General features: G+C 71.9%; 21 protein-coding genes and 1 tRNA gene. 16 read left to right on the top strand and 6 right to left on the bottom strand.

What is annotated here, in order from left to right; genetic code table 11:
- A partial coding sequence (locus tag AW271_RS37590) for a glycoside hydrolase family 95 protein (protein ID WP_169806460.1) occupies positions 1–1,821 on the bottom strand: 1,821 nt, incomplete at its 3' end.
- Positions 1,822–2,118: 297 nt separating this feature from the next.
- Between AW271_RS37590 and AW271_RS37595 the strand changes: the two genes are divergently transcribed.
- Genes AW271_RS37595 through larE form a run of 3 tightly spaced genes read left to right on the top strand, consistent with a single transcriptional unit; the run spans position 2,119 to position 4,916 of the window.
- Complete coding sequence (locus AW271_RS37595) at positions 2,119–3,393, top strand: enolase C-terminal domain-like protein (protein WP_245653398.1); 1,275 nt, start codon at positions 2,119–2,121, stop codon at positions 3,391–3,393.
- 10 nt (positions 3,394–3,403) lie between these two features.
- Entirely contained in the window at positions 3,404–4,114 is a 711-nt protein-coding gene (locus tag AW271_RS37600; protein WP_062343075.1) for a FadR/GntR family transcriptional regulator, read from the top strand.
- Positions 4,107–4,916: an ATP-dependent sacrificial sulfur transferase LarE gene (gene larE, locus AW271_RS37605; RefSeq protein ID WP_062343078.1), complete on the top strand. Its 810-nt coding sequence runs from the start codon at positions 4,107–4,109 to the stop codon at positions 4,914–4,916. Before AW271_RS37600 ends, larE begins: the two co-directional genes overlap by 8 nt.
- A 27-nt stretch (positions 4,917–4,943) precedes the next feature.
- Here larE and AW271_RS37610 read toward each other — a convergent pair whose 3' ends face one another.
- Genes AW271_RS37610 through AW271_RS37620 form a run of 3 tightly spaced genes read right to left on the bottom strand, consistent with a single transcriptional unit; the run spans position 4,944 to position 8,591 of the window.
- A complete protein-coding gene (locus AW271_RS37610; protein WP_062343080.1) occupies positions 4,944–5,978 on the bottom strand; it encodes an ABC transporter permease in 1,035 nt (344 codons plus the stop codon).
- Complete coding sequence (locus AW271_RS37615; RefSeq protein ID WP_245653399.1) at positions 5,971–7,473, bottom strand: sugar ABC transporter ATP-binding protein; 1,503 nt, start codon at positions 7,471–7,473, stop codon at positions 5,971–5,973. Before AW271_RS37615 ends, AW271_RS37610 begins: the two co-directional genes overlap by 8 nt.
- Positions 7,474–7,511: 38 nt before the next feature.
- Entirely contained in the window at positions 7,512–8,591 is a 1,080-nt protein-coding gene (locus AW271_RS37620) for a sugar ABC transporter substrate-binding protein (RefSeq protein WP_062343084.1), read from the bottom strand.
- A 201-nt stretch (positions 8,592–8,792) separates the two neighbouring features.
- Here AW271_RS37620 and AW271_RS37625 point away from each other — a divergent pair, with 201 nt between their 5' ends.
- Positions 8,793–9,506, top strand: a complete 714-nt coding sequence (locus AW271_RS37625) for a FadR/GntR family transcriptional regulator (RefSeq protein ID WP_062343086.1) — start codon at positions 8,793–8,795, stop codon at positions 9,504–9,506.
- Here AW271_RS37625 and selD read toward each other — a convergent pair.
- Positions 9,499–10,494, bottom strand: a complete 996-nt coding sequence (selD, locus tag AW271_RS37630) for a selenide, water dikinase SelD (protein WP_062343088.1) — start codon at positions 10,492–10,494, stop codon at positions 9,499–9,501. The genes AW271_RS37625 and selD overlap by 8 nt on opposite strands.
- A gap of 36 nt (positions 10,495–10,530) precedes the next feature.
- On the opposite strand from selD, the gene selA reads away from it, so the two are divergent.
- The 11 genes from selA (at position 10,531) to AW271_RS37680 (ending at position 17,859) form a co-directional block, all read left to right on the top strand.
- A complete protein-coding gene (gene selA / locus AW271_RS37635) occupies positions 10,531–11,838 on the top strand; it encodes an L-seryl-tRNA(Sec) selenium transferase (RefSeq protein WP_062343091.1) in 1,308 nt (435 codons plus the stop codon).
- Positions 11,829–13,502 (top strand): SelB domain-containing protein, encoded by a 1,674-nt coding sequence (locus tag AW271_RS43020; protein WP_062343093.1) that lies wholly within the window; start codon positions 11,829–11,831, stop codon positions 13,500–13,502. Before selA ends, AW271_RS43020 begins: the two co-directional genes overlap by 10 nt.
- Positions 13,503–13,515: 13 nt before the next feature.
- Positions 13,516–13,609, top strand: a tRNA-Sec gene (locus tag AW271_RS37645).
- A 28-nt stretch (positions 13,610–13,637) separates the two neighbouring features.
- Positions 13,638–14,387, top strand: a complete 750-nt coding sequence (locus AW271_RS37650; protein WP_062343095.1) for an AfsR/SARP family transcriptional regulator — start codon at positions 13,638–13,640, stop codon at positions 14,385–14,387.
- Positions 14,388–14,446: 59 nt separating this feature from the next.
- Positions 14,447–15,124 (top strand): hypothetical protein, encoded by a 678-nt coding sequence (locus AW271_RS37655; RefSeq protein WP_157555077.1) that lies wholly within the window; start codon positions 14,447–14,449, stop codon positions 15,122–15,124.
- Positions 15,109–15,639, top strand: a complete 531-nt coding sequence (locus AW271_RS37660; RefSeq protein WP_062343099.1) for a hypothetical protein — start codon at positions 15,109–15,111, stop codon at positions 15,637–15,639. The genes AW271_RS37655 and AW271_RS37660 overlap by 16 nt, the downstream gene beginning before the upstream one ends.
- Before the next feature lie 5 nt (positions 15,640–15,644).
- On the top strand, positions 15,645–16,142 hold the full coding sequence (locus tag AW271_RS37665; RefSeq protein ID WP_157555080.1) for a hypothetical protein: 498 nt from the start codon (positions 15,645–15,647) through the stop codon (positions 16,140–16,142).
- Complete coding sequence (locus AW271_RS40470) at positions 16,139–16,291, top strand: hypothetical protein (protein ID WP_157555083.1); 153 nt, start codon at positions 16,139–16,141, stop codon at positions 16,289–16,291. The genes AW271_RS37665 and AW271_RS40470 overlap by 4 nt, the downstream gene beginning before the upstream one ends.
- A 72-nt stretch (positions 16,292–16,363) precedes the next feature.
- The gene (locus AW271_RS37670) at positions 16,364–16,852 is read left to right on the top strand and encodes a hypothetical protein (protein WP_062343103.1); all 489 of its coding nucleotides are present in this window, start codon (positions 16,364–16,366) and stop codon (positions 16,850–16,852) included.
- Between the two features lie 3 nt (positions 16,853–16,855).
- Positions 16,856–17,353, top strand: a complete 498-nt coding sequence (locus tag AW271_RS37675) for a MauE/DoxX family redox-associated membrane protein (RefSeq protein ID WP_062343105.1) — start codon at positions 16,856–16,858, stop codon at positions 17,351–17,353.
- Entirely contained in the window at positions 17,350–17,859 is a 510-nt protein-coding gene (locus tag AW271_RS37680) for a hypothetical protein (RefSeq protein WP_062343107.1), read from the top strand. The genes AW271_RS37675 and AW271_RS37680 overlap by 4 nt, the downstream gene beginning before the upstream one ends.
- 40 nt (positions 17,860–17,899) lie before the next feature.
- Here AW271_RS37680 and AW271_RS37685 read toward each other — a convergent pair whose 3' ends face one another.
- Complete coding sequence (locus tag AW271_RS37685; protein WP_062343109.1) at positions 17,900–19,423, bottom strand: arabinofuranosidase catalytic domain-containing protein; 1,524 nt, start codon at positions 19,421–19,423, stop codon at positions 17,900–17,902.
- A 379-nt stretch (positions 19,424–19,802) separates the two neighbouring features.
- On the opposite strand from AW271_RS37685, the gene AW271_RS37690 reads away from it, so the two are divergent.
- Positions 19,803–22,616: a carbohydrate-binding protein gene (locus tag AW271_RS37690; RefSeq protein WP_062343111.1), complete on the top strand. Its 2,814-nt coding sequence runs from the start codon at positions 19,803–19,805 to the stop codon at positions 22,614–22,616.
- Positions 22,617–22,643 lie beyond the last annotated feature (27 nt).

Raw genomic sequence — 22,643 nt, forward strand, 5'->3', positions numbered from 1 at the left:
GGAGATGTGACGGTGGCCGGTCTCGGGTTCGATCCAGTCGTACAGCCATTCCTGGATGTTGCCGCGTGAGCCGGTCTTCATCGGGGGCAGGCGGTCGCGGGCGGCCAGCACCTGGGTGCGGAAGGAGGCGTCCACGCTGAGGGTCTGGCTGGCTTGGGCGACGCCGTTGAACAGGTCGCGGAGGATCTGGTTGTCCATCGTCGGACCGGCGCACACGCTGACGCCGTTGTGGTGGGCCAGTTCGGGGCTGTTGGAGGGGTTGGTGACCAGGTAGCCGAGACTCGGTTCCTGCACCAGGGTGTCGAGGAAGAACTGGGCCGCGCCCTTCATGGCGGGGTAGTAGGTGCGCAGGAAGTCGACGTCGCCGGTGAACTGGTAGTGCTCCCAGATCAGGGTGGCGAGCCAGGCGCCGCCGGTCTGCCACATGCCCCACAGGGCGCCGTCGACGACTGAGGTGGCGCGCCAGGCGTCGGTGTTGTGGTGGGTGATCCAGCCGCCGGCGTTGTACTGGGCTTGGGCGGTGCGGGCGCCGGTGACGGTCAGGTCGCTGATCATCTTGAACACCGGGTCGAAGCATTCGGCCAGGTTGGTGGTGTTGGCGTGCCAGTAGTTCATCGGCAGGTTGGCGTTGATCGTGTACTTCGAGTCCCACGCCGGGGTGAGGGAGTCGTTCCAGATGCCCTGCAGGTTGGCCGGCTGGGTGCCGGGGCGGGAGGAGGCGATGAGCAGGTAGCGGCCGTACTGGAACAGCAGGGCGGCGAACTGGGGGTCGTTGACGCTGTTGTGCTGGGCGATGCGCACGTCGGTCGGCTGGTCGGCGGCTGAGGTGCGGCCCAGGTCCAGGGTGGTGCGGTTGAACAGCGCCTGGTAGTCGGCCACGTGACGGCTGCGCAGATCGGTGAACGTGCGCTGGGCGGCGGCGTTGAGGTGGCCGCGGGCGATGCCCTGGTAGTCGCCGCTGACGTCGTTGTAGTTCCTGTAGCTCGACCCGATCGAGACGAGCAGGGTCACGCTGGTCGCGCCCGTCACCTGGAGGGTGCCGCCGGAGCTGCTGACGCTGCCGCCCTCGGCGACGGCGCGGGCCAGGCCGAGGAAGCGGACCTGTCCCGAGATGCCCTCGAAGTTGCCCGAGACGCCGTCGAGGGCGACGGTGGTGCCGTCGGGGCTGGAGCGGGTGACCCGCTGCGGGCTGTCGAACGTGGCCGAGAAGGTGATCGCGTTCGCCCGGTCGGCGGTCAGCCTGATCGCGATGACCTGGTCGGGCGCGCTGGCCAGCACCTCGCGGCGGAAGCGGGTGCCGTTCTGGGCGTACGTGGTGACGGCGGTGGCCGTGGTCAGGTCGAGGTAGCGGTTGTACTCCGAGATCCCGCTGGAGCCGCCGCTGAACGTGAGCCGGAGGTTGCCGACGGTCTGGTAGGCCAGCTGCCCGGCCGGGCGGCCGAGCATGTTCTGGTCGATCAGGCTCTGCGCCTGGCTCCAGTTGTTCGCGAACACCGCCTGCCTGATCTGGCCCAGCGAGTTGGCGTTACGGCCGCTGCTCTGGTCGTAGGGCCCGCCGGCCCAGACGGTGTCCTCGTTCAACTGCAGGCGCTCGACGTCGACGTTGCCGTAGACCATCGCGCCCAGCCGGCCGTTGCCGATCGGCAGGGCGCGCAGCCAGTCGGTGCCGGCGCTCTCGTCGTACCACAGGGCCAGGTCGCCCGCCTCCGAGGGCGGGGCGGCGGCGGCCCGGGCGGCCGCCGTCCACTGCAGGGGCAGCATCGCCGCTCCGGCGCCGGCGGCGCCGAACTGCAGCACTCTCCGACGGGATAAGTCAGACATCTCTCGGTACTCCCTTGCCAGGGGGTCAGGTGTCCGCCAGGTTACAAACATGGGATTAATAGGGTCAATAGTCGTTGTGAGTCCCGACATTTGCCCTCTTTTGCCACATGATCTTGGCGAGACATGGGATTGATTGGACTCGACGGGTTGATCTCGGCCGCGAGGTGCCCGACCTGGCGAAGATTGCCAGATTCATCGGGTTAAGTAGGTAGGTTTGTTGACCTATGGGAGGTCGGGGCCTACCGTCTAACCATATTCATCCGATCAATTGGAGACATTATGCCGACGATCACCTCAGTGGACGTGATCGACGTCAGGTTCCCCACCTCCGCCACCCTCGACGGCTCGGACGCGATGAACCCCGACGGCGACTACTCCGCCGCCTACGTGGTCCTCGGCACCGACGACGACCTGACGGGATACGGCCTGACGTTCACCATCGGCCGGGGCAACGACCTGTGCGTGGCCGCCGCCCGCCAGATCGGCGCCCGGCTGGCGGGCCGCGACGTCGACGCCCTCGCCGCCGACCTGGGCGGGCTCTACCGCGAGATCATGGCCGACAGCCAGATGCGCTGGCTCGGGCCCGAGAAGGGCGTGGTGCACCTGGCCGCCGCCGCCGTGCTCAACGCCGCCTGGGACCTGGCCGCCCGCCGGGCCGGCAAACCGTTGTGGCGGCTGGTGGCCGACATGACGCCCGAGGAGATCGTGGCGGCGTGCGACTTCCGCTACCTGTCCGACGTGCTCACCCCCGCCGAGGCCGTCGAGATGCTCGCCCGGCTGTGGCCCACCCGCGAGCAGCGCGTCGCCGAGCTGGCCGAGCACGGTTACCCCGCCTACACCACCTCGCCCGGCTGGCTGGGCTACGACGACGGCAAGCTGCGCCGGCTGGTCGCGGAGGCGGTCGCCGACGGCTGGACGCACGTCAAGCTCAAGGTCGGCGGGGACGTCGACGACGACCTGCGGAGGCTGGCCATCGCCCGCGAGGAGCTCGGCCACCGCCACCTCATGATCGACGCCAACCAGGTGTGGGACGTGCCGGACGCCATCACCTGGGTGAACCGGCTGGCCGCCTTCGAGCCGCTGTGGATCGAGGAGCCGACCAGCCCCGACGACGTCCTGGGCCACGCGGCCATCCGCAAGGCCGTCGCCCCCGTCGGCGTGGCCACCGGCGAGCACTGCCACAACCGGGTGATGTTCAAGCAGCTGCTCCAGGCCGAGGCGATCGACTACTGCCAGATCGACTCCTGCCGCCTGGCCTCGGTCAACGAGATCATCCCCATCCTGCTGATGGCCGCGAAGTTCGGCGTGCCCGTCTGCCCGCACGCCGGGGGCGTCGGCCTGTGCGAGATCGTCCAGCACCTGTCGGTGATCGACTACGTCTGCGTGAGCGGCAGCCTGGAGGGCCGCGTGCTGGAGTACGTCGACCACCTGCACGAGCACTTCACCGACCCGGTCCGGGTGGGCGGCGGACGCTACCGGCTGCCCGAGGCCCCGGGCTACAGCGCCCAGATGCGCCCGGAATCGGTGGAGGCGTACCGCTACCCTGATGGCGCGCAATGGGCACGGCAGTAGGGATGGTGGCGTGGGAGTCATCGAGAGCGCGATCGACACGATCAAGCAGATGATCGTCGACGGCGAGCTTCGTCCGGGCCAGAAACTCCCGATCGAAAAAGAGCTCGCCGACCAGCTCGGCATCGCCCGCAACACCCTGCGCGAGGCCGTGCGCGCGCTCATCGCCATGCGCGTCCTGCAGACCCGGCAGGGCGACGGCACCTACGTCACCAGCCTGTCCCCGGCGCTGCTGCTCGACGGCATGAGCTTCGTCGCCGACATCCACCAGCACGCCGGCGCGGGGGAGTTCCTGCACGTGCGGCGGATCCTCGAAGCGGAGGCGACGGCCCTGGCGGCCGTCCGCATCCCCGACGACGACCTCGTCGCCCTGGGCAACCTGCTGGAGGAGGCCGAGCGGCTGGCGTCGGGGCCGGAGATCGACCATGGCAAGCTCGTCGCCCTCGACCAGGACTTCCACGCGCTGATCACCTCCCACTGCGGCAACACCGTGCTGGCCGCCGTCATCCAGAACATGTCCGGGCGCACGGTCCGGGCCCGGATCTGGCGCGGCATGACCGACCCCGAGGCCGTGCAGCGCACGCTCGGGGAGCACCGGGCCGTCTACCTGGCGCTGCTCGCCCGCGACCCCGAGCGGGCCCGCATCCACGCCGCGATGCACGTCCTCGGCGTCGAGGAGAGCCTGACCGGCCCCCGCGACTTCAGAGAGGACAACCATGAGTGACCCCGTCGAGCGGTTGACGGCCCGGCTGCGCGAGGAGGAGGCGGTCGTCGTCGCCTATTCGGGCGGCGCCGACTCGGCCCTGCTCGCCTTCGCCGCCCGCCGCGCGCTCGGGACCCGTGCCCTGGCGGTCACCGCGGTCTCCCCGAGCCTGGCCGCGTCCGAGCGGTCGGCCGCCCGCGCCTTCGCCCGCGAGCACGGCCTGGCCCACGTCGAGGTGTGCACCGACGAGATCGAGCGGCCCGAATACACCGCCAACGGGCGCGACCGGTGCTACCACTGCAAGTCGGCGCTGTTCGACGCGCTCACCCCGCTGGCCACGGCCATGGGGGCGGCCGTCGCCCTCGGCACCAACCTCGACGACCTGGGCGACCACCGGCCCGGCCAGCGAGCGGCGGCCGAACGCGGCGTCATCACGCCGATGGTCGACGCGGGGCTGACCAAGGCCGACGTGCGCGCGGCCAGCCGGGAGCTCGGCCTGGTGACCGCCGAGAAGCCCGCCGCGCCGTGCCTGGCCTCGCGGGTCAGCTACGGCGACCCGGTCACGACCGAGGTGCTGGCCCGGATCGAGGCCGCCGAGGCGGCGCTGCGCGACCTCGGCTTCCCGGTGTGCCGGGTGCGCGCCCACGCGGGCGGCACCCTGGCCCGGATCGAGGTCCCGCGCGAGGAGATCCTCCGGGCAGGTGAGGAGCGTGAGCGGATCGACGCTGCCGTGCGCGGCGCCGGCTTCACCTTCTGCTCGCTCGACCTGTCCGGGTTCGCGTCCGGACGCCTCAACGCGCTGCTCCCTCTGCTGCCGTCGTAGGCGCCCGGACGCGAGATCAGGCGGGCGTCATTCCTGTGTCTTGCCGCCCGTGAGCCTCGACAGGGCCAGGGCGGTCAGGATGATCGCTCCGTTGAGCGCCTCGATCCACTGCGCCGGCACGCCGGCCAGGGTGAGCACGTTCTGGATCATGTAGAGCAGCAGGATGCCGGTGAACGCGCCGAACACGGTGCCCTTGCCGCCGTTGAGGCTGACCCCGCCGATGACGGCGGCGGCGAACACCGTGAAGATGGCCCCGTCGCCCTGCGCGGCGGCGACGGAGGCCAGCCGGCCGGTCAGCAGCAGGCCGCCGATCGCCGCCAGCACGCTGGCGGCGATCAGGGTGATCCACAGGACCCGGTCGGTGCGGATGCCGGCCGCCTTCGCGGCGTCGACGTTGCCGCCGATGGCGTACAACGAGCGGCCGAACCCGGTGAAGCCCATGACCAGGACGCCGACCGCGAACAGCAGCAGGCAGATCCAGATCGAGGCGGGCACCCCGAACCACATCGCCGACCCCAGGTAGATCATGGACTCGGGCAGGTTGAAGAAGGTCTGGCCGCCGGAGATGCCGGTGAGCAGGCCCCGCAGCACGATCAGCATGCCCAGGGTGACGATGAACCCGTTGAGCCCGAAGCGGACGATGAACAACGCGTTCACCACCCCGACCAGCACCCCGACCGCCAGGGTGATCGGGATCGCCCAGAAGCCGGACAGCAGCCCGAGCCCCGAGCCGGTCCCGACCGCGACCGTCAACCAGGCGGCCACGCCGGGGGCCAGGCCGAAGGTCGACTCCAGCGACAGGTCCATCTTGCCGACGATCAGCACCAGCGCCTGCGCGAGCACCAGCAGCGAGATCTCCGACATGGTCTGCAGGATGTTGATCAGGTTGTCGGCCTGCAGGAAGATCGGGTGCACGATCTGCCCGACGATCGCGATCGCGATGATCGCCGGGACCAGCGCGAAGTCGCGCAGCCGGGCCAGGCGGAGCCCGGTTCCCGTCCTGCCCGGCCCCTTCGGCGCGGGCCGGCCCGTCTCCGCGGGGGCGGCGGTGGTCTCAGGCATCGAGCTCGACTCCTTCCATGGCCGCCACCATCTCGTGGTCGTGCCAGCCGGCGGCCAGTTCGGTGGTGACCCGGCCGTGGAACATCACCAGCACCCGGTCGCACAGGCGCAGATCGTCCAGTTCGTCGGAGGCGATGACGACGCCGGTGCCCTTCCCGGCGATCTCCTCGACCTTTCCGAGCAGGAACTCCTTCGACCGGACGTCCACGCCCGCCGTCGGGGTGATCAGCACGAGCAGGCGGGGATCGCTCGCCAGGGCGCGGGCCATCACCACCTTCTGCTGGTTGCCGCCCGACAGGCCGTTGACGGGCAACTCCGGGCCGGGGGTCTTGATGGCCAGGTTCGTGATCATCTCGCGGGCGAGCTCGTCGCGGCGGCGGCCGCTCACCAGCCCGGCCGTGCCGAGCCGTTCGGGCACGGTCATCGTGGTGTTGTCGGCGATCGACATCAGCGGGATCAGCCCCTGGTGGTGGCGGTCGCGGGGGACCAGCCCGACCCCCGCCGCCAGCGAGTCGGGCACGCTGCCGGCGCGCGGGCGGCGTCCGGCGACCTCGATGACGCCCTCGCCGGGCGCCCGGAGCCCCGCGATGGTCTCGGCGAGCTCGGTCTTCCCGCTGCCGCCCAGGCCGGCCAGCCCGACGATCTCGCCGGCCCGGACCCGCAGGTCGACGCCGGCGTACAGGTCGCCGTCGGTCAGCCCGCGGGCGTCCAGGACCACGTCGGCGTCCGGGGGGACGGAGGGGCGGGCCTTCCTCTCCTGAAGGCCCGCCGCCTCCCCGGTCATGGCCGCCACCAGGTCTCCCCGGGGCAGTTCCATGACCGGCGCGGTGAGGATGTGCCGGGCGTCGCGGAAGACCGTGACGGTGTCGCAGATCTCGTAGATCTCCTGGAGGTGGTGGCTGATGAACAGGAAGGTGACCCCCTGTTCGCGCATCGCCCGCATCCGGTCGAACAGGCGGGCGATCGCCGCTCCGTCGAGCTGCGCGGTCGGTTCGTCCAGGATGATGAACCGCGCGCCGAACGACAGCGCCCGGGCGATCTCGACGAACTGCCGCTGCTCGACGCCGAGCTCCTTGGCCGGCCGGCGCACGTCCACGTCCACCGACCAGGTCTCCAGCAGCTCGGCCGCCTTCTTCCACATGCTCTTCCAGCTGACCAGCCGCAGGCCGTTGTGGTCGTGGCGGTTCAGGTAGAGGTTCTCGGCCACGGTCAGCTCGGGGATGATCGTGGACTTCTGGTAGACGCAGGCGACCCGCTCGCGCCAGGCGTCGCGCTCCGGCAGGCGGGGCGCCGGCCGCCCGCCGAACCGGATCTCCCCCTCGTCGGGCTCCTGCAGGCCCGTCAGGATGGAGACCAGGGTGGACTTGCCCGCGCCGTTGCGCCCGACGAGGGCGTGGGTCTCGCCCGGTGTGATCGTGATGTGGGCGCCGTCCAGCGCCACGGTCTCGCCGTATCTCTTGGTGATGCGCTCCGCCTCGGCGATGGGGCCGGTCACGGAGGAAGGGCTCGTGGAAGCGCCCATCGTCGTGCCTCTCAGCTCAGGTTGTTGCCCCAGAGCGACTTGTCGTCGTGCTTGACGCTGGGAATGCCGCCGTAGGTGCCGCCGTCGAGCGTGACGAGCGGAGCCGACAGCTGGTCCTCCAGCAGGCCCGGCCGGACCTCGATGATGGTGCTGTCGTGGTCGGTCTTCCCGGGGGCGAAGGTCTTGCCCTCGATCGCCGCCTTCGTGTACTCCAGCGCCCACTTGGCGTAGAGGTCGGCGGGCTGCGACACGGTCGCGTCGATGTTGCCGGCCGCGATGTCCTTGAGCTCCTGCGGGATGCCGTCGTTGGAGACCACGAAGACGTGCTTCGGGTCGGTCGGCGGGACCAGCAGGTCGCGCTGCTTGAGCACCTGGAGGGTGCCCGACAACGCGAAGCTCGACTGCATGTAGACGCCCTTGACGTCGGGGTTGGCGGTGAGCACCGTCGAGAGCTTCTGCGAGGCGACCGCGCCGTCCCAGTTCGTGGCCTCGCCGAAGACCTTGATGCCGGGGTAGTTCGCGGCCATGCACTCGTTGAAGGCCTCGGTGCGGTCGCGGCCGTTGATGGAGGCCAGGTCGCCCTGCAGCATGACGACCTTGCCCGCGCCCTTCAGCTTCTCGCCGAGGTAGCGGCACGCCTTCTCGCCGTAGGCGCGGTTGTCGGCGCGCACGACCATGAAGGCGTTGCCCGTGTCGGGCCGGGTGTCCACCAGCACGACGGGGATCTTCTTGCCTTCGAGCTGCTGGAGCGTGGGGGCCACCGCCGCGGTGTCCTGCGGCGCCATGACCAGGCCGCGGATGCCCTGGCTGACCAGGCTCTGCACGTTGGCGGTGAGCTTCGCGATGTCGTTCTGCGAGTTGGTGGTCTTCAGGTCGACTCCCAGTTTGCCGCCGAACTTGGGGGCGTAACTGATGTAGGAGTTCCAGAAGTCGGTGTCGGATCGGGGGTAGTCGACCCCGATCACCGGTTTCGCCGGGGCGTCCGCCGGGGCGTTCGCGGTCTGGCCCGGGGTGTCGTCCCCGCCGCACGCCGCCAGCAGACAAGCCGCCATTGACAACGTCACGGCGACGGGTAAGCGTCGGATTCTCATCGTCACTCCTTGAGGTGAGCGCCGGACATGGGATGTCTTTCTATGACCCAAAGCCCACCGGTGTCTAGAGCTGGCGAACATAATCGCGATCACCTGCGCTTATCTCAGAATGCCTGAGAAGTCCGATCCTGAGTTGCCGCCGAACATCACATGTCTGTCTCGGGTTTCCCGGCAGACGGGCATTCGGGGCAGGATGCTCGTATGTCTCTGACCGAGCAGGCGATCGTCCGCATCCGGCAGCTCATCAAGGATGGGACGCTCCCTCCCGGCGCCCGGCTGCCCCCCGAGCAGGACCTGGCCGCGTCGCTGGGCCTGTCCCGCAACCTCCTCCGCGAGGCCGTGCGCTCCCTGGTCACCACCCGCGTGCTGGAGGTGCGGCGGGGCGACGGCACCTATGTCACCTCGCTCGACCCCGCGCTGCTGCTCGAAGGGGTCGGCGTCGCGGTCGAGATGATGCAGGGAGACGACCTGCTGGAGATCACCGAGGTGCGGAGACTGTTCGAGCCGGTGGCCACCAGCCTGGCCGCCACCCGCATCACGCCGGTTCAGCTGGCCGAGCTCCAGAAGCACCTCGACGCCATGGTCGCCGCCCAGGGCGACGTCGAGCTGCTCACCCACCACGACGACGCCTTCCACCGCGCCGTGTTCGAGGCCACCGGCAACCGGGCGTTGTGCGCCCTGCTCGTGGGCATCGCCAGCCGCACCGTCCGGGCGCGGGTCTGGCGCGGGGTGCTCGAAGGCAACGTGGCCGGGCGCACGATCTCCGAGCACGCCGCCATCTACCAGGCGCTGGAGCGGGGCGACGCGGTGCTCGCCCAGGCGGCCGCGCTCATGCACGTGAGCACGACCGAGACCTGGTTGCGGGAGAACCTGGTGCGGTCGGCGGCGCCCGAGACGGGCGACCGGGTCAGCTGACCACGATCGGGTGCTCGCCCCGGGGCACCAGCTCGCCGATCACCGGCGCGCCCGGCACCTCGCCGGCGACCAGCAGCCCTCCGGAGGTCTGCGCGTCGGCGAGCAGGAGCATCGTCTCCTCGTCGGCCCCGCCCGACAGGTGCGGCGCGACCCAGCCGAGGTTGCGGCGCGAGCCCCCGGGCACGAACCCGTCCCTGAGCGCCTCGCGCGCCCCGTCGAGCAGCGGCACCGCCGCGCTGTCCACCACGGCGGTCACCCCCGAGGCCCTGGCCAGCTTGAACAGGTGACCGAGCAGCCCGAAGCCGGTCACGTCGGTCGCGCACCGCACCCCCGCCGCGACCGCGGCCTGGCTCGCGGCGGCGTTGAGCCGCGTCATGACCTCGACCGCCTCGGGGAACACCTCGCCGGTCGCCTTGTGGCGGTTGTTGAGCACGCCGAGACCGAGCGGCTTGGTCAGCGAGAGCGGCAACCCGGCGCGGCCGGCGTCGTTGCGCATCAGGGCGGCGGGGTCGGCGAGGCCGGTGACGGCCATGCCGTACTTGGGTTCGGCGTCGACGACGCTGTGCCCGCCCGCCACGTGGCAGCCCGCCTGCGCGGCCACGTCGGCGCCGCCGCGCAGCACCTCGCGGGCCAGGTCGTACGGCAACGTCTCGCGCGGCCAGCAGAGCAGGTTGAGCGCCATGAGGGGACGGCCGCCCATGGCGTAGACGTCGGACAGGGCGTTGGCGGCGGCGATGCGGCCCCAGTCGTAGGGGTCGTCCACCACGGGGGTGAAGAAGTCGGCGGTGGCCACGACCGCCGTGCCGCCCTCGACGCGGACGACCGCCGCGTCGTCTCCGGTCTCCAGCCCGACCAGCAGTTCTCCGGCGGGATCCTTCGGTGGCACCCCGAGACCCGCCAGGACGTCTTCGAGTTCACCGGGTGGGATCTTGCACGCGCAGCCGCCGCCCTGGGCGTATTGGGTCAGTCTCACCATGATCGGGATCATTGCGCGGATCGGCGGATTGGTATATCCCGACTTATCGTGACCGACTCGCGGCGCCACATCCCGCGCACCGACGCGCTTCTGAACGATCCCCGCCTCTCCCCCCTGATCGAGCTGATGGGACGCGGCCGCGTGAAGGGGGCCGTCCAGGCGGCCCAGCGACGGGCCCGGGAGGGGGAGATCAGCCCCGCCGACGTACCCGACGAGGTGGTGCGCTCGCTGCCCGGCGGCCCCCGGGAGGTGATCAACGCCACCGGGGTGCTCCTGCACACCAACCTCGGCCGCGCCCCGCTCTCGGCTCCGGCCCTGGACGCCATCCGCGGCGCGGCCGGCACCACCGACGTCGAGTTCGACCTGGAGACCGGGCGGCGGGCCCGGCGCGGCCGGGCCGCGCTGGCGGCGCTCGCGCGGGCGGTCCCGGACGCCGAGGCGGTCCACCTCGTCAACAACAACGCCGCCGCGCTGGTGCTGGCCGCGACCACGCTGGCCCAGGGGCGCGAGATCGTGATCAGCCGGGGCGAGCTGGTCGAGATCGGCGACGGTTTCCGGCTGCCCGACCTGCTCGCCTCCACCGGGGCCCGCCTGCGCGAGGTCGGCACCACCAACCGCACGTCGGTGGCCGACTACGCCGCCGCGATCGGCCCCGCGACCGGATTCGTGCTCAAGGTGCACCCCTCGAATTACCGGATCGAGGGCTTCGCCGCGACGCCGCCGGTCGGCGAGCTGACCGGGCTGGGCGTGCCGCTGGTCGCCGACATCGGCTCGGGGCTGCTCACGCCCGAACCGCTGCTGCCCGACGAGCCCGACGCGGCGACCTGGCTCCGCGCGGGCGCCGACCTGGTCACCGCCAGTGGAGACAAGCTGCTCGGCGGTCCGCAGTGCGGCCTGCTGCTCGGGCGGGCCGAGGTGGTCGAGCGGCTGCGCCGCCACCCGTTGGCCCGCGCCCTGCGGGTGGACAAGCTGACGCTGGCGGCGGTCGAGGCCACCCTCACCCACGCGGCCAACCCGGCCCGCGAGGCGCTGGCCGCCGACCCGGCCGTCGTGCGCCGCCGCGCCGGCGACCTGGCGCGACGCCTGGCCGAGGCGGGCGTCAAGGCCGAGGCGGTGGACACCGAGGCGGCCGTCGGAGGCGGGGGAGCCCCCGGGGTCGGGCTGCCCAGCGCGGCGGTCGCGGTGACCGAGGACCTGGCCGGGCCGCTGCGGACGGGCGACCCGGCGGTGGTCGGCCGGGTCGAGGGCGGCCGCTGCCTGCTCGACCTGCGCGCGGTCGCGCCGCACCGCGACGACGACCTCTTCGACGCCGTGCTGGCCGCCGCGGTGGCCATCGGGGTGGCCGCGTGCGGGTGATCGCCACCGCCGGGCACGTCGACCACGGGAAGTCCACGCTGCTGCGGGCGCTCACCGGCATGGAGCCCGACCGCTGGGAGGAGGAGCGGCGGCGCGGCCTGACCATCGACCTCGGGTACGTGTGGACCGACGGCCTCGCCTTCGTCGACGTGCCCGGCCACGAACGTTTCGTCGGCAACATGCTGGCGGGGGTCGGCCCGGTCACGGCGGTGCTGTTCGTGGTGGCCGCCGACGCGGGCTGGTCGGTGCAGTCGCGGGAGCACCTGGAGATCCTGCACGCCCTGGGCGTCGGCCGGGGCGTGCTCGCCGTCACCCGGTCGGACCTCGCCGACCCCGGACCCGTGCTGGCCGCCTGCCGCGACCGGCTGCGCGGCAGCACCCTCGCCGACGTGCCCGCCGTCGCCGTGAGCGCGGTCACCGGAGAGGGTCTGCCCGGCCTGCGCGCCCTGCTGGCCGCGATCCCCCCGGACGACCCCGCCCCGGAGGCGGACGTGCGCCTGTGGATCGACCGCGTCTTCACCGTCGAGGGGCGGGGGACCGTCGTCACCGGCACACTCGGCGCGGGCGTGATCCGGGCCGGCGACGTGCTCCGGCTCGGCGGCGACGACGTGCGAATCCGGGGCCTGCACAGTCTGAACGAGGCGAAGACCGAGGTCGCCGCGCCCGCGCGGGTCGCGGTGAATTTGCGCGGCGGCGCGCGTCCCCGGCGCGGCCACACCCTGCTGACCCCGGGACGCTGGCTCGACGTCGAGGTGCTCGACGTCCGGGTCTCCGGCGAGGGCCGTCCGCCGGAGCAGGTGACCTGGCACCTCGGCACCGCCGCCGAACCCGCGCGGCTGCGCGCCCTCGGCGAGGACACGGTGCGGGTGACCCTGCCCCGGCCGCTGCCCGTGCGGGTCGGCGACCGGGCGCTGCTGCGCGACCCGGGCAGCCGCCGGGTGTGGGGGGCGGTGGTGCTCGACGTGCGCCCGCCGGAGTTGCGCCGCCGGGGCGCGGCCCGGGCGCGGGCGGCCGACCTCGCCGGCATGTCCGGCGTGCCGGACGGCGTCGCCGAGTTGCGGCGGCGCGGCCTGGCCCGGCGCGACGACCTGGCCGCCATGGGCACGCCCGTCGACGCCGACCCGGTCGCGGGGGACTGGCTCGCCGATCCCGACCACTGGGCCGGGCTCCGCCACCGCCTCGCCGAGGTCGTGGCCGGGCGGCCGGGCCTGGCGGCGGAGACCGCGCGGCAACTGCTCGGCCTGCCCGACCGGGCGCTGGTCGACGCCCTCGCCGAGGGCGCCGCCGTCCGCACGGTGCGCGGGCGGCTGTTCCGGCCGGCCCGCACGCCCGGGGTCGACGAACTGCGGCGCGGCTGGGCCGCCGATCCGTTCGCGGCGCCGGACGCGGCCCGGCTCGCGGAACTCGGGCTCGACCGGCGGGCGCTGGCGGCGGCCGAGGCGGCGGGCGAACTCGTCCAGCTCGCCCCCGGCGTCGTGCTGCCGCCCGGAGCGGCCGAGGAGGCGGCCGAGGTGCTCGCCCGGTTGCCCCGGCCGTTCACCGTGGCGCAGGCGCGGACCGCGCTGAACACCACCCGCCGGGTCGTCGTCCCGCTCCTGGAGCACCTCGACCGGCTCGGCCTCACCCGCCGCCAGGACACCGCTGGTTCCAGAACTTTTCTCTGATAGCGTTACCATCGGGGACGTGCAGGTGCCTGGTGGCCCTCCCGGTCTTCAAAACCGGTGGCGCCGAGGATCTCGGCGCGGCGGGTTCGATTCCCGTCCGTCTCCGCTGCGCTCCCCAGAGTCGGCTGGAGTTCCATGAGATTTCTCCTGCTCGGGCACTTCGAAATCCACCGGCCGGACGGCAGTCAGCTGTCCGTGACCAGGATCAAGCACCGCCAGCTCCTCGCCCTCCTGCTGCTCGACGCGCCCCACACGGTCTCGACCGAACGCTGCATCGCCGCCCTGTGGGGTGACGCCGCCCCGCCCTCGGCGCGGCGCAACCTGCAGACGTACATCGCGGACCTGCGCAAGGGGCTGGCCTGCTCCGGCGTCGAGATCCGGACCGTGCCCGGCGGCTACCGGGTGACCGACGTCGAAGACCGGCTCGACCTGGCCGACTTCGAGGCCGCGCGGTCGGCCGCGGCCGCCGCCCTGGCCGAGCGCGACGACGCCGAGGCGGCCCGCCTGCTCAGAGACGGCCTCGCCCTCTGGCGCGGCGGCGCGCTGCAGGACCTCGCCGACAGCTCCGAGGCGCTGCGCAACGCCGCCACCCGGCTCGACGAACGCCGCACGGCCGCCGTCGGCGACTTCGCCGGCGCGTGCATCCGCCTGGGGAACTACGACGAGGCCATCGACCAGCTCCGGGTCGCGGTCGCGCGCGTCCCGCTGCGCGAGGACCTGCGGGCGCGGCTGATGCTGGCCCTGCACAAGAGCGGCCGCCGGGCCGACGCGCTGCTGGCCTACCACGACTGCCGGGCGGCGCTGGTCGAGCACATCGGCGTCGGGCCGTCGGCCACGCTGACGGCGCTGCACGACCGCATCCTCATGGAGGACGCGAGCCTGTGATGGCCCCGTGTGTGGCGGCAATGTGGCGGCCGTGTGGCGGTCGCGCTCACTCTGGTGCCGTGGCGATGTTAGCGCGAACACCTGACGGCCGTACGCTCACCGTGGACGGCAGCCCGCAGCCCTTCACCATGGGCTGGAGCTATCTGTTCTGGGCGCGGAACGACAACGGCGCCCAGCGTTTCCACACCGGCGCGGCCGGGGCGCGCGAGCTCATCGCCCGCCACATCGGCGAGTACGACCGGTTCACCGTGCGCGAGGCGTCGTGGAACGGGGCCCGGCTGGTCTCCCACGAGGACCCCGAGAACGCCGGCACGACCATGGTGTGGATCGGGCCGCACCACGAGGTCTACACCTTCATCCAGGGCACCAACGTGCCGTTCGAGGTGTTCATCGGCCTGCTCGCCGCCTTCGACATCCGCGACGCCCCCGAAGGCGTCGTGCTGGCCCCCCGGATCGGCTCGCGGGTGCGCACCGACGGCCTGCTGGCGGTCAACAGCCTGGAGGGCGTCTGCTCGATCCAGGTGAACCCGGCCGGCGCGCTGCCCACGCCCGGCGGCACCGGCAAGAAGGTGCGCGGCGGCGCGTTGTGGAAACGCGAGGAGCGGGCCGACGACGGACGGGTGCTGCGCTCGGCCATCCTGGTCAACACCTCGACGACCACGATCCTCACCGCACGGGACGCCGACGACCCCCGCTTCGCGGCCGTCGCCGACTCCCTCACGTGCGGGCTGAGCTGACCGCCGTGCAGAACGTCGTCAATTCCCTGGCCGTGTTCGCCTTCCTCGGCATGGTGATCGCCCTGTTCGCGATCTCCGCCCTGCTCAGGATCGTGCGCGAGCTCCAGCAGGCGGTGCTGGCCGCCCCCGCCACCCCCGGTCCCGACTCCGTCCGGAAGGTGGCCCGGTTCGCCTCCTCCGACGGCCGGCCGACCTTCGTCCTCGTGGTCTCGGAACAGTGCCCGAGCTGCCGGGCCCGGGCCGTCCATCTGGCCGGGATGCCGCCCGGCCGGGTCGGCGGCCACACGGTCCTGCTCGCGGCGGCCGAGGCGTGCGCGGCCTGGGTCGAAGCGGCCCCGCACGTCGAGGCCGTCGTCGACGCCGACCTGCTCGGCTCGGTCGCGGTCGGCGCGACCCCCTCTCTCGTCAAGTACGCACCCGACGGCGCCGAGGAGTGGCGCCGCGTGGTCGGGTCCGACCCGGACCTCGACCGGCTCCTCGGGGTGGATCTGCCCGAATCGTCGAACGTGAGGTGAACGACATGTCCCGCGACTACTGGTCCGACGTGCCGGCCGCGGACGAGGACGCGGAGGCGCGTCCGCCGGTCCGGGTCCGGGTGTCGCGGCGCACGATGGTCAAGTCGGTCGGCGTGCTCGGCGGCGCGCTGGCGCTGAACGTGGTGGGCGCCCTGCCGCCCGCCCGCGTGCGGACCGCCTCGGCGACCGTGGGCTCGGAGTGGTCGACCTGCTCGAACAGCGGCTACGCCAACTTCGACGGCTACAAGGACGGCACCACCCAGCGGGTGTGCGTGGGCGGGTCGTACGCCAGCAGCTACTGCGGCAGCGACGGCTGGTTCCGCACCGACGGCAACGCCTACTCCTACTACACGCCGATCGTCGAGTGCGGCGCGAGCGGGGTCTCCAAGAAGAACGCCTGGCGCTGGACGCACGGCAGCACCCCCTACCGCTGCGCCGACGGCCGCTTCGTCGTGTACGGCGCGGGCAGCTCCTTCTACATCTGCTCCCGGGCCAACCCGTGAGCCTGCCCGCCACCCGCACCGCCGGTCTCCTCTTCGTCCTGACGGCGCTCGTGGCGGCGGCCGGCGCGGTCTGGCCGGGCCGGCTCGACTTCCTCGCCTGGGCGTTGATGGGCGTGGTCGCCGGGTTCTCGTTGTCCGGCTCGGTTTGAAGCCTCAACTCAGCGGATCTGCTGACCTCGCCGGTCTGGCGGGGACAACTCACGGCGTTCTCGTCCGGCCTGGTGCTGGGCGGGCTGGTGTCGGGCACGGTCGCGGGAGCCTTCGGCGGCCTCGTCTCGGTGGTGCCGGAGGCCGGCCGCACCTGGGCGCTGATCCCGGTCGCGGCGGTGCTGCTCGCCTTCGAGCTGGCCGGGCGGCCACTGTCGCTGATCCAGAACCGCAGGCTGGTGCCGCAGGAGATCATCCCGCGCAGCCGGTTCGAGGGTCCCTTCCAGTTCGGCTTCGAGATGGGCACCGGCGTGCGCACGTTCTCGCCGACCGCGCTCCCGCACGCCCTGGTGCTCACGATCGTGCTCGTCGGCGGCCTGCTCCCGGGGGTGCTGGCCGGGCTCGGGTTCGGCCTGGGCCGGGTGCTGATGCCGCTCACCCGGTCGCTCAGCGGCGACCCGGCGCGGTGGGACCGCCGCCTGCTGGGCGGCCTCGCCTGGGTGGGCCGGTGGTGCGCGGCGGGGTTCCTGGCCGCGCTGCTGGTCCTGCTCCTGGGGTGGTGATCGATGATCCTGGTCGCCGACGTGGCCCTGGCCGGCGCGCTGCTCCTCGTCGCGGCGGTGTTCCTCGGCGCTCCGGAGGTCACGCGCGGGCACGGGCTGCTGCCCTCCTGGGCGATCCGCGCCGCCGCCGTGGCCGGGCCGGTGCTCGGCGTCGCGGTGGTCGCGTGCTGGCTCGGGGGAGTCCCGGGGCGGTACGTCTGGGCAGCGGCCGCGGGGTGGCACGCCGCGCTGGCCGGGTATCTCCTGATCCTGCTGCGGGTACGCGGCCGGGTCCCGTGCGGCTGCCTCGACGCCGTCACCCCGGTGTCCCCGGCGAAAGCGGGCATCGGGATCGGGTGGGCCGCCGCGAGCGCCGTGATGGCGGCGGGCGCGGTCGCTCCGCCGGAGACCGTGACCGTCCGCCTGCTGCACCTGGCCCTGGCCGGGTTCGCGGCACTGCTGGCCGTCGTCGCGGCGTCGGTGCTGTCGATGACGTCGTCCCCTCGAAGGAGGACCAGATGAGCCGATGGGTGCTGGTCGCCGCCGTCGCGGCGACCGGGCTGTCCGCCTGCACCGGGGAGCCGGCGCCGGTTGCGGTCAGTCCTCCGCCGCCGCAGGTGCTGCTCGACGCGGCGCAGCTGCCCGGCGGGCCCTGGACGTCCGGCGCGACCGGCGACACCCGCTGGGCCGACCTCGACGAGGCGCTGGTGCCCTGCGGGAAACGCGGCATCGCCCCGGCGGACGCCCGGGTGCGGTTCCGGGTCTTCGCGTCGGAGGGCGGCGGGTCGGTCTCGGAGGTCGTGGTGTCCGGTACGGACGTCTTCCAGACCTTCAAGCGCTTCTACGCCGAGTGCTCCTCGGCGGGGAAGGTGGAGTCGCGGCCCGGCCCGGCCACCGAAGTGACGCGCGACGGCACGACGGAGATCGCCGTGTTCACCGACGACCACCTGGTCGTCGTCAGCGGCCCGGGAGACGACCTCGCCGCGATCGGCGAGGCCGCCCGTGAACAGGCCGCGAAGGCGGGCTGACCCCGGGGCGCGGCGCGGCCGCGCCCCGGGGCGGTTCCGGTCAGCGGTAGCCGGCGGAGATCACCTCGGCCTGGACGGCGTTCTCGACGGCGTCGGTCGGGTATCCGGCGACCATGGCCCCTTCGTAGAAGGTGCCGGCGCTGAGGTTGGCGCCGCCGTCGGGCTTGCAGCAGTCGCCGCCGCTGCCCAGGATGATGGCCCCCTGCTTCTTCATCGGGCTGTAGCCGTTGGGGAGCGGGCCGTCGTACAGCGTGTAGAGGCCGCCCGACTGGGCGTTGCTGCCCTTGATGGCGAAGCGGGTCGTGCCGTTGTTCTTCAGCGTCGCGGTCACGAACTTGTGCGGGAAGGCCCGCTGGTTGGTGTTCCACGACTGGCTGCCGCCCGGGAACAGGCCCCACTCCAGGTCGGCCTGCACCCACGGGCCGGACCCCTGGCAACCGCCGAACCAGCACTGGGTGCTGAAGTTGATGGCGTCCATGGCCCCGGCGGCGTCGGCCTTCCTGGTGGTCTCGCTGTTGCCGTAGTCGAAGCAGCAGCCGCCGTTGACGTGGATCCCGCTGGTCACCATGTACATGCCCTCGGGCGCGGCCCCCGTCGGGACGCCGGTCAGGTGGCCGTCCCGCCAGTAGCTGTTGCCGGGGTTGATGTACAGGGAGTACGCCTTGTTGCCGCCCACGGTGAGCGACTCGGTGGTGGCGACCGCCGGGCGGCTCTGCGGGGAGCCGGGGACCACGCTGGAGCCCTGGTACCACAGGTCGTTGCCGCGCCCCGACTGGTCGTAGACCACCGTGATGACGCAGGTCGTGCCGGCGCAGAAGGAGTCCTGCGCGGCGGCGTTGGCGACCCCGCCGGCGGTCAGCACGGCGATGTTCCTGGTCGTGTTGTCCGAGGAGCGCCTGACCTGGTAGAGGTTGCCGGCGTAGGCGTTGAACAGCGCCCGCGTCGTGCTGTGGGCGGCGATGCACGGCGTGCCGCCCGAACCGTAGATGTCACAGGGGCGGGAGCCGGGCGGCGGCGGGCTGGGGCTCGCCGACGGGCTCGGCGACGGCGAGGGGCTGGGCTGGGCGCCGGTCGACCACTTCTGGTTGGCGCCGCCGTGGCAGGTCCAGAGGTGGACCCGGGTGCCGTTGGCGGTGCCCAGGTTGGACACGTCGAGGCACTTGTTCGCGCCGACGGCGGTGACGCTGCCGTCGGAGTTCAGCCGCCACTTCTGGTTGTTCTGGCCGTTGCAGTCCCAGATGAGCACCGCGGTGCCGTCGGCCGTGCCGGCGCCGTTCACGTCGAGGCACTTGCCGCCGTACACGCGCAGCTCACCGGCGCTCGTGGTGGTCCACTGCTGGTTCGGCTGCCCGTTGCAGGTCCAGATCTGCGTCTGCGTGCCGTTGGCCTGGGTGGCCCCCGGCACGTCCAGGCACCGGCCGGACGCCGTGCCGATCAGTGGCGTGGTCGCCGCCGTGGCGGGTGTCCACCAGGTCAGGGAGGCGGCCAGAAGCATGGTCAGCACCGCCACGACCGTCGCGACGAGGGCCGCGCGGCCCGGTAAGGGGATGGGAGAAGGCTGCATCGCCGAGCTCCTTCGGGGAGGGGAGGGGAGCGAATCGATTCGACAAGAGTATGACTGACTTGTCCAGTCGGCCATGGCATGAGCGGGCTCATCTGGACGCCACATGTGAATGATTCATTCAGATTTCCGGATCGGGTCTCAGGACCGCAACGGATCTTCCCAGCTCACCGAAGACAGACGACCTTCTGGGGTGGATGGCCGGGAGGCAGCCGAAGAAATAAGCGGGCTTAAGCCCTTGACGATCAGGGGCTACCTGAACGTAATAGGTAGCGATGCTCCCGAGGCGGCACACCTCCGGGCACGAGAAGCATGACCCCCGGCAACAGCGTGGCGGCGCGCGCCTTGCCCTGACTTCTCCCATGTCAGGAAGGAACACCGCATGTCCCGACGTCCGTGGCTCAGGATGCTGACCACATTGGCGCTCATCGCGCCGGCCGTCGTCGCGCTCTCCGCATCACCGGCGAACGCGCTGACCATCTCGGCCTCCGACTACCAGCAGATCTCGCTCGCCTCGGGCGGGAACGAGCTGGGCGAGGCGATGTCACTGGCCGTGATGCCGAACCGCTCGGTCATCCACACCTCCCGCGACGGCACGGTCCGGGTGACCGACGTCAACGGCAACACCAAGGTGGCCGCCCGGCTGAACGTCTACACCCACGACGAGGAGGGCCTCCAGGGGGTGGCGGTCGACCCGAACTTCGCGACCAACCGCTACGTCTGGCTCTACTACTCGCCCCGGCTGAGCACCGGCACCGGCGACGCCCCCGCGACCGGCAACCAGTCGCAGTTCGACGCGTGGAAGGGTGAACTGTACCTGTCCAGGTTCACCCTGAACTCCGACGACACCCTCAACACCTCCAGCGAGAAGGTGGTCCTGCGGGTCGCCAACGACCGGGGCCAGTGTTGCCACGTGGGCGGTGACATCGACTTCGACGCCCAGGGCAACCTCTACCTGACCACGGGCGACGACACCAACCCGTTCGAGTCGAGCGGCTACTCCCCGCTGGACGAGCGCACCAACCGCAACCCGCAGTACGACGCCCAGCGCACCTCCGCCAACTCCAACGACCTGCGCGGCAAGCTCCTGCGCATCACCCCGCAGGCCGACGGCACCTACACGATCCCCAGCGGCAACATGTTCGCGCCGGGCACGGCGAACACCCGTCCGGAGATCTACGCGATGGGCTTCCGCAACCCGTTCCGGATGAGCGTCGACAAGGCGACCGGCGTCGTCTACCTCGGCGACTACGGCCCGGACGCCGGATCGTCCAACTCCAACCGGGGCCCGAGCGGCCAGGTGGAGTTCAACCGGGTCACCGGTCCGGGCTTCTACGGATGGCCGTACTGCACGGGGAGCAACTCCACCAGCGAGACGTACAACGAGTGGAACTTCTCCAGCAACAGCACCGGCAACAAGTACAACTGCTCCGGCGGCGCGACCAACAACTCCTTCCGCAACACCGGCATCCAGACCCTGCCCGCGGCCAAGCCCGCGTGGATCCGGTACGCCGGTGACTCCGGCTCGCCCTCGGAGTTCGGCTCCGGCTCCGAGTCGCCGATGGGCGGCCCGGTCTACCGCTACGACGCCAACCTGAACTCCGCGGTGAAGTTCCCCTCGACCCTCAACGGGCGCTTCTTCGCCGGCGAGTACGGCCGCCGCTGGATCAAGGCCATCGAGGTGACCTCCTCCGGCGGCTACGGCGAGATCTCCGCCTTCCCCTGGTCGGGCACGCAGGTCATGGACATGGCCTTCGGCCCCGACGGCGCGCTGTACGTGCTCGACTACGGCACCGGCAACAACAACCAGGCCCTGTTCCGGATCGAGTACATCGGCCAGGCCAACCGCAACCCGATCGCGCGGGCCTCGTCCGACAAGACCTCCGGGGCGGCCCCGCTGACCGTGCAGTTCTCCTCGTCGGGCAGCTCCGACCCCGAGGGCGGCTCGCTGACGTACTCGTGGAACTTCGGCGACGGCACCACCTCCACCGCCGCCAACCCGAGCAAGACCTACTCGGCCAACGGCGCCTACACCGCCACGCTCACCGTCCGCGACCCGCAGGGCCTGACCGGCAGCGCCAGCGTGAGCGTGACCGTGGGCAACACCGCCCCGGTGGTCACGCTCGGCAATCCCGGCAACGGCCAGCTGTTCTCCTTCGGCGACACGGTCCCGTTCCAGGTCAGCGTGAGCGACCCGGAGGACGGCGCCATCGACTGCTCGAAGGTGTCGGTGACCTACTTCCTGGGTCATGACAGCCACGCCCACCAGATCACCTCGCAGACCGGCTGCAGCGGCTCCATCACCGTGCCGGTCGACGGCGAGCACGACTCGGCGGCGAACATCTTCGGCGTCTTCACCGCCTCCTACACCGACAACGGCGGCCTGACCTCCACCAGCAGCCGCACCCTCCAGCCGAAGCGCCGGCAGGCCGAGCACTTCGGCGCCATGCAGGGCGTGCAGACGACCGACAAGACCACCGCCGAGGGCGGCAAGACGGTGGGCTTCATCGAGGACGGCGACTGGATCTCCTTCACGCCCTACAACCTGAGCAACGCCACGAGCTTCACCGCGCGGGTGTCCTCGGCGGGCTCGGGCGGCCGGATCGAGGTCCGGGCGGGCTCGGCCACGGGCACGCTGCTGGGCACCGCGACCGTCGCGGCGACCGGCGGCTGGGAGACCTTCGCCAACGTCACGGCGAACCTCAGCGGCGCGCCGTCCGGAGCCACGACGCTGTACCTCGTCTTCCGCGGCACCGCCGGGGGTTACCTGTTCGACCTCGACGCCTACACCTTCACCACCGGCACGTCGTCGAGCACCACGAGCACGTTCCGGGGAACCGCGTCGAACCGGTGCCTCGACGTCAACGGCGCCTCGTCGGCCAACGGCGCGCTGGCCCAGATCTGGGACTGCAACGGCCAGACGAACCAGCAGTGGACCACCACCAGCGCCACCGAGATGCGGGTGTACGGCAACAAGTGCCTCGACGTGAGCGGCGCCGGCACGGCCGACGGCACCGCGGTGCTCATCTGGGACTGCAACGGCCAGAACAACCAGAAGTGGCGGCTGAACTCCGACGGCACCATCACCGCCGTCGGCGCGAACAAGTGTCTGGAGGTCAACGGCACCGCCAACGGCACCAAGGCGCGCATCTGGACCTGCAACGGCGGTTCGAACCAGAAGTGGACCCGGGTCTGAGGCCCTGCGCCCCCTAAGAAAACCATC

Origin of the sequence: Herbidospora sakaeratensis, from assembly GCF_001570525.1 — a bacterium.
Lineage (GTDB): Bacteria > Actinomycetota > Actinomycetes > Streptosporangiales > Streptosporangiaceae > Herbidospora > Herbidospora sakaeratensis.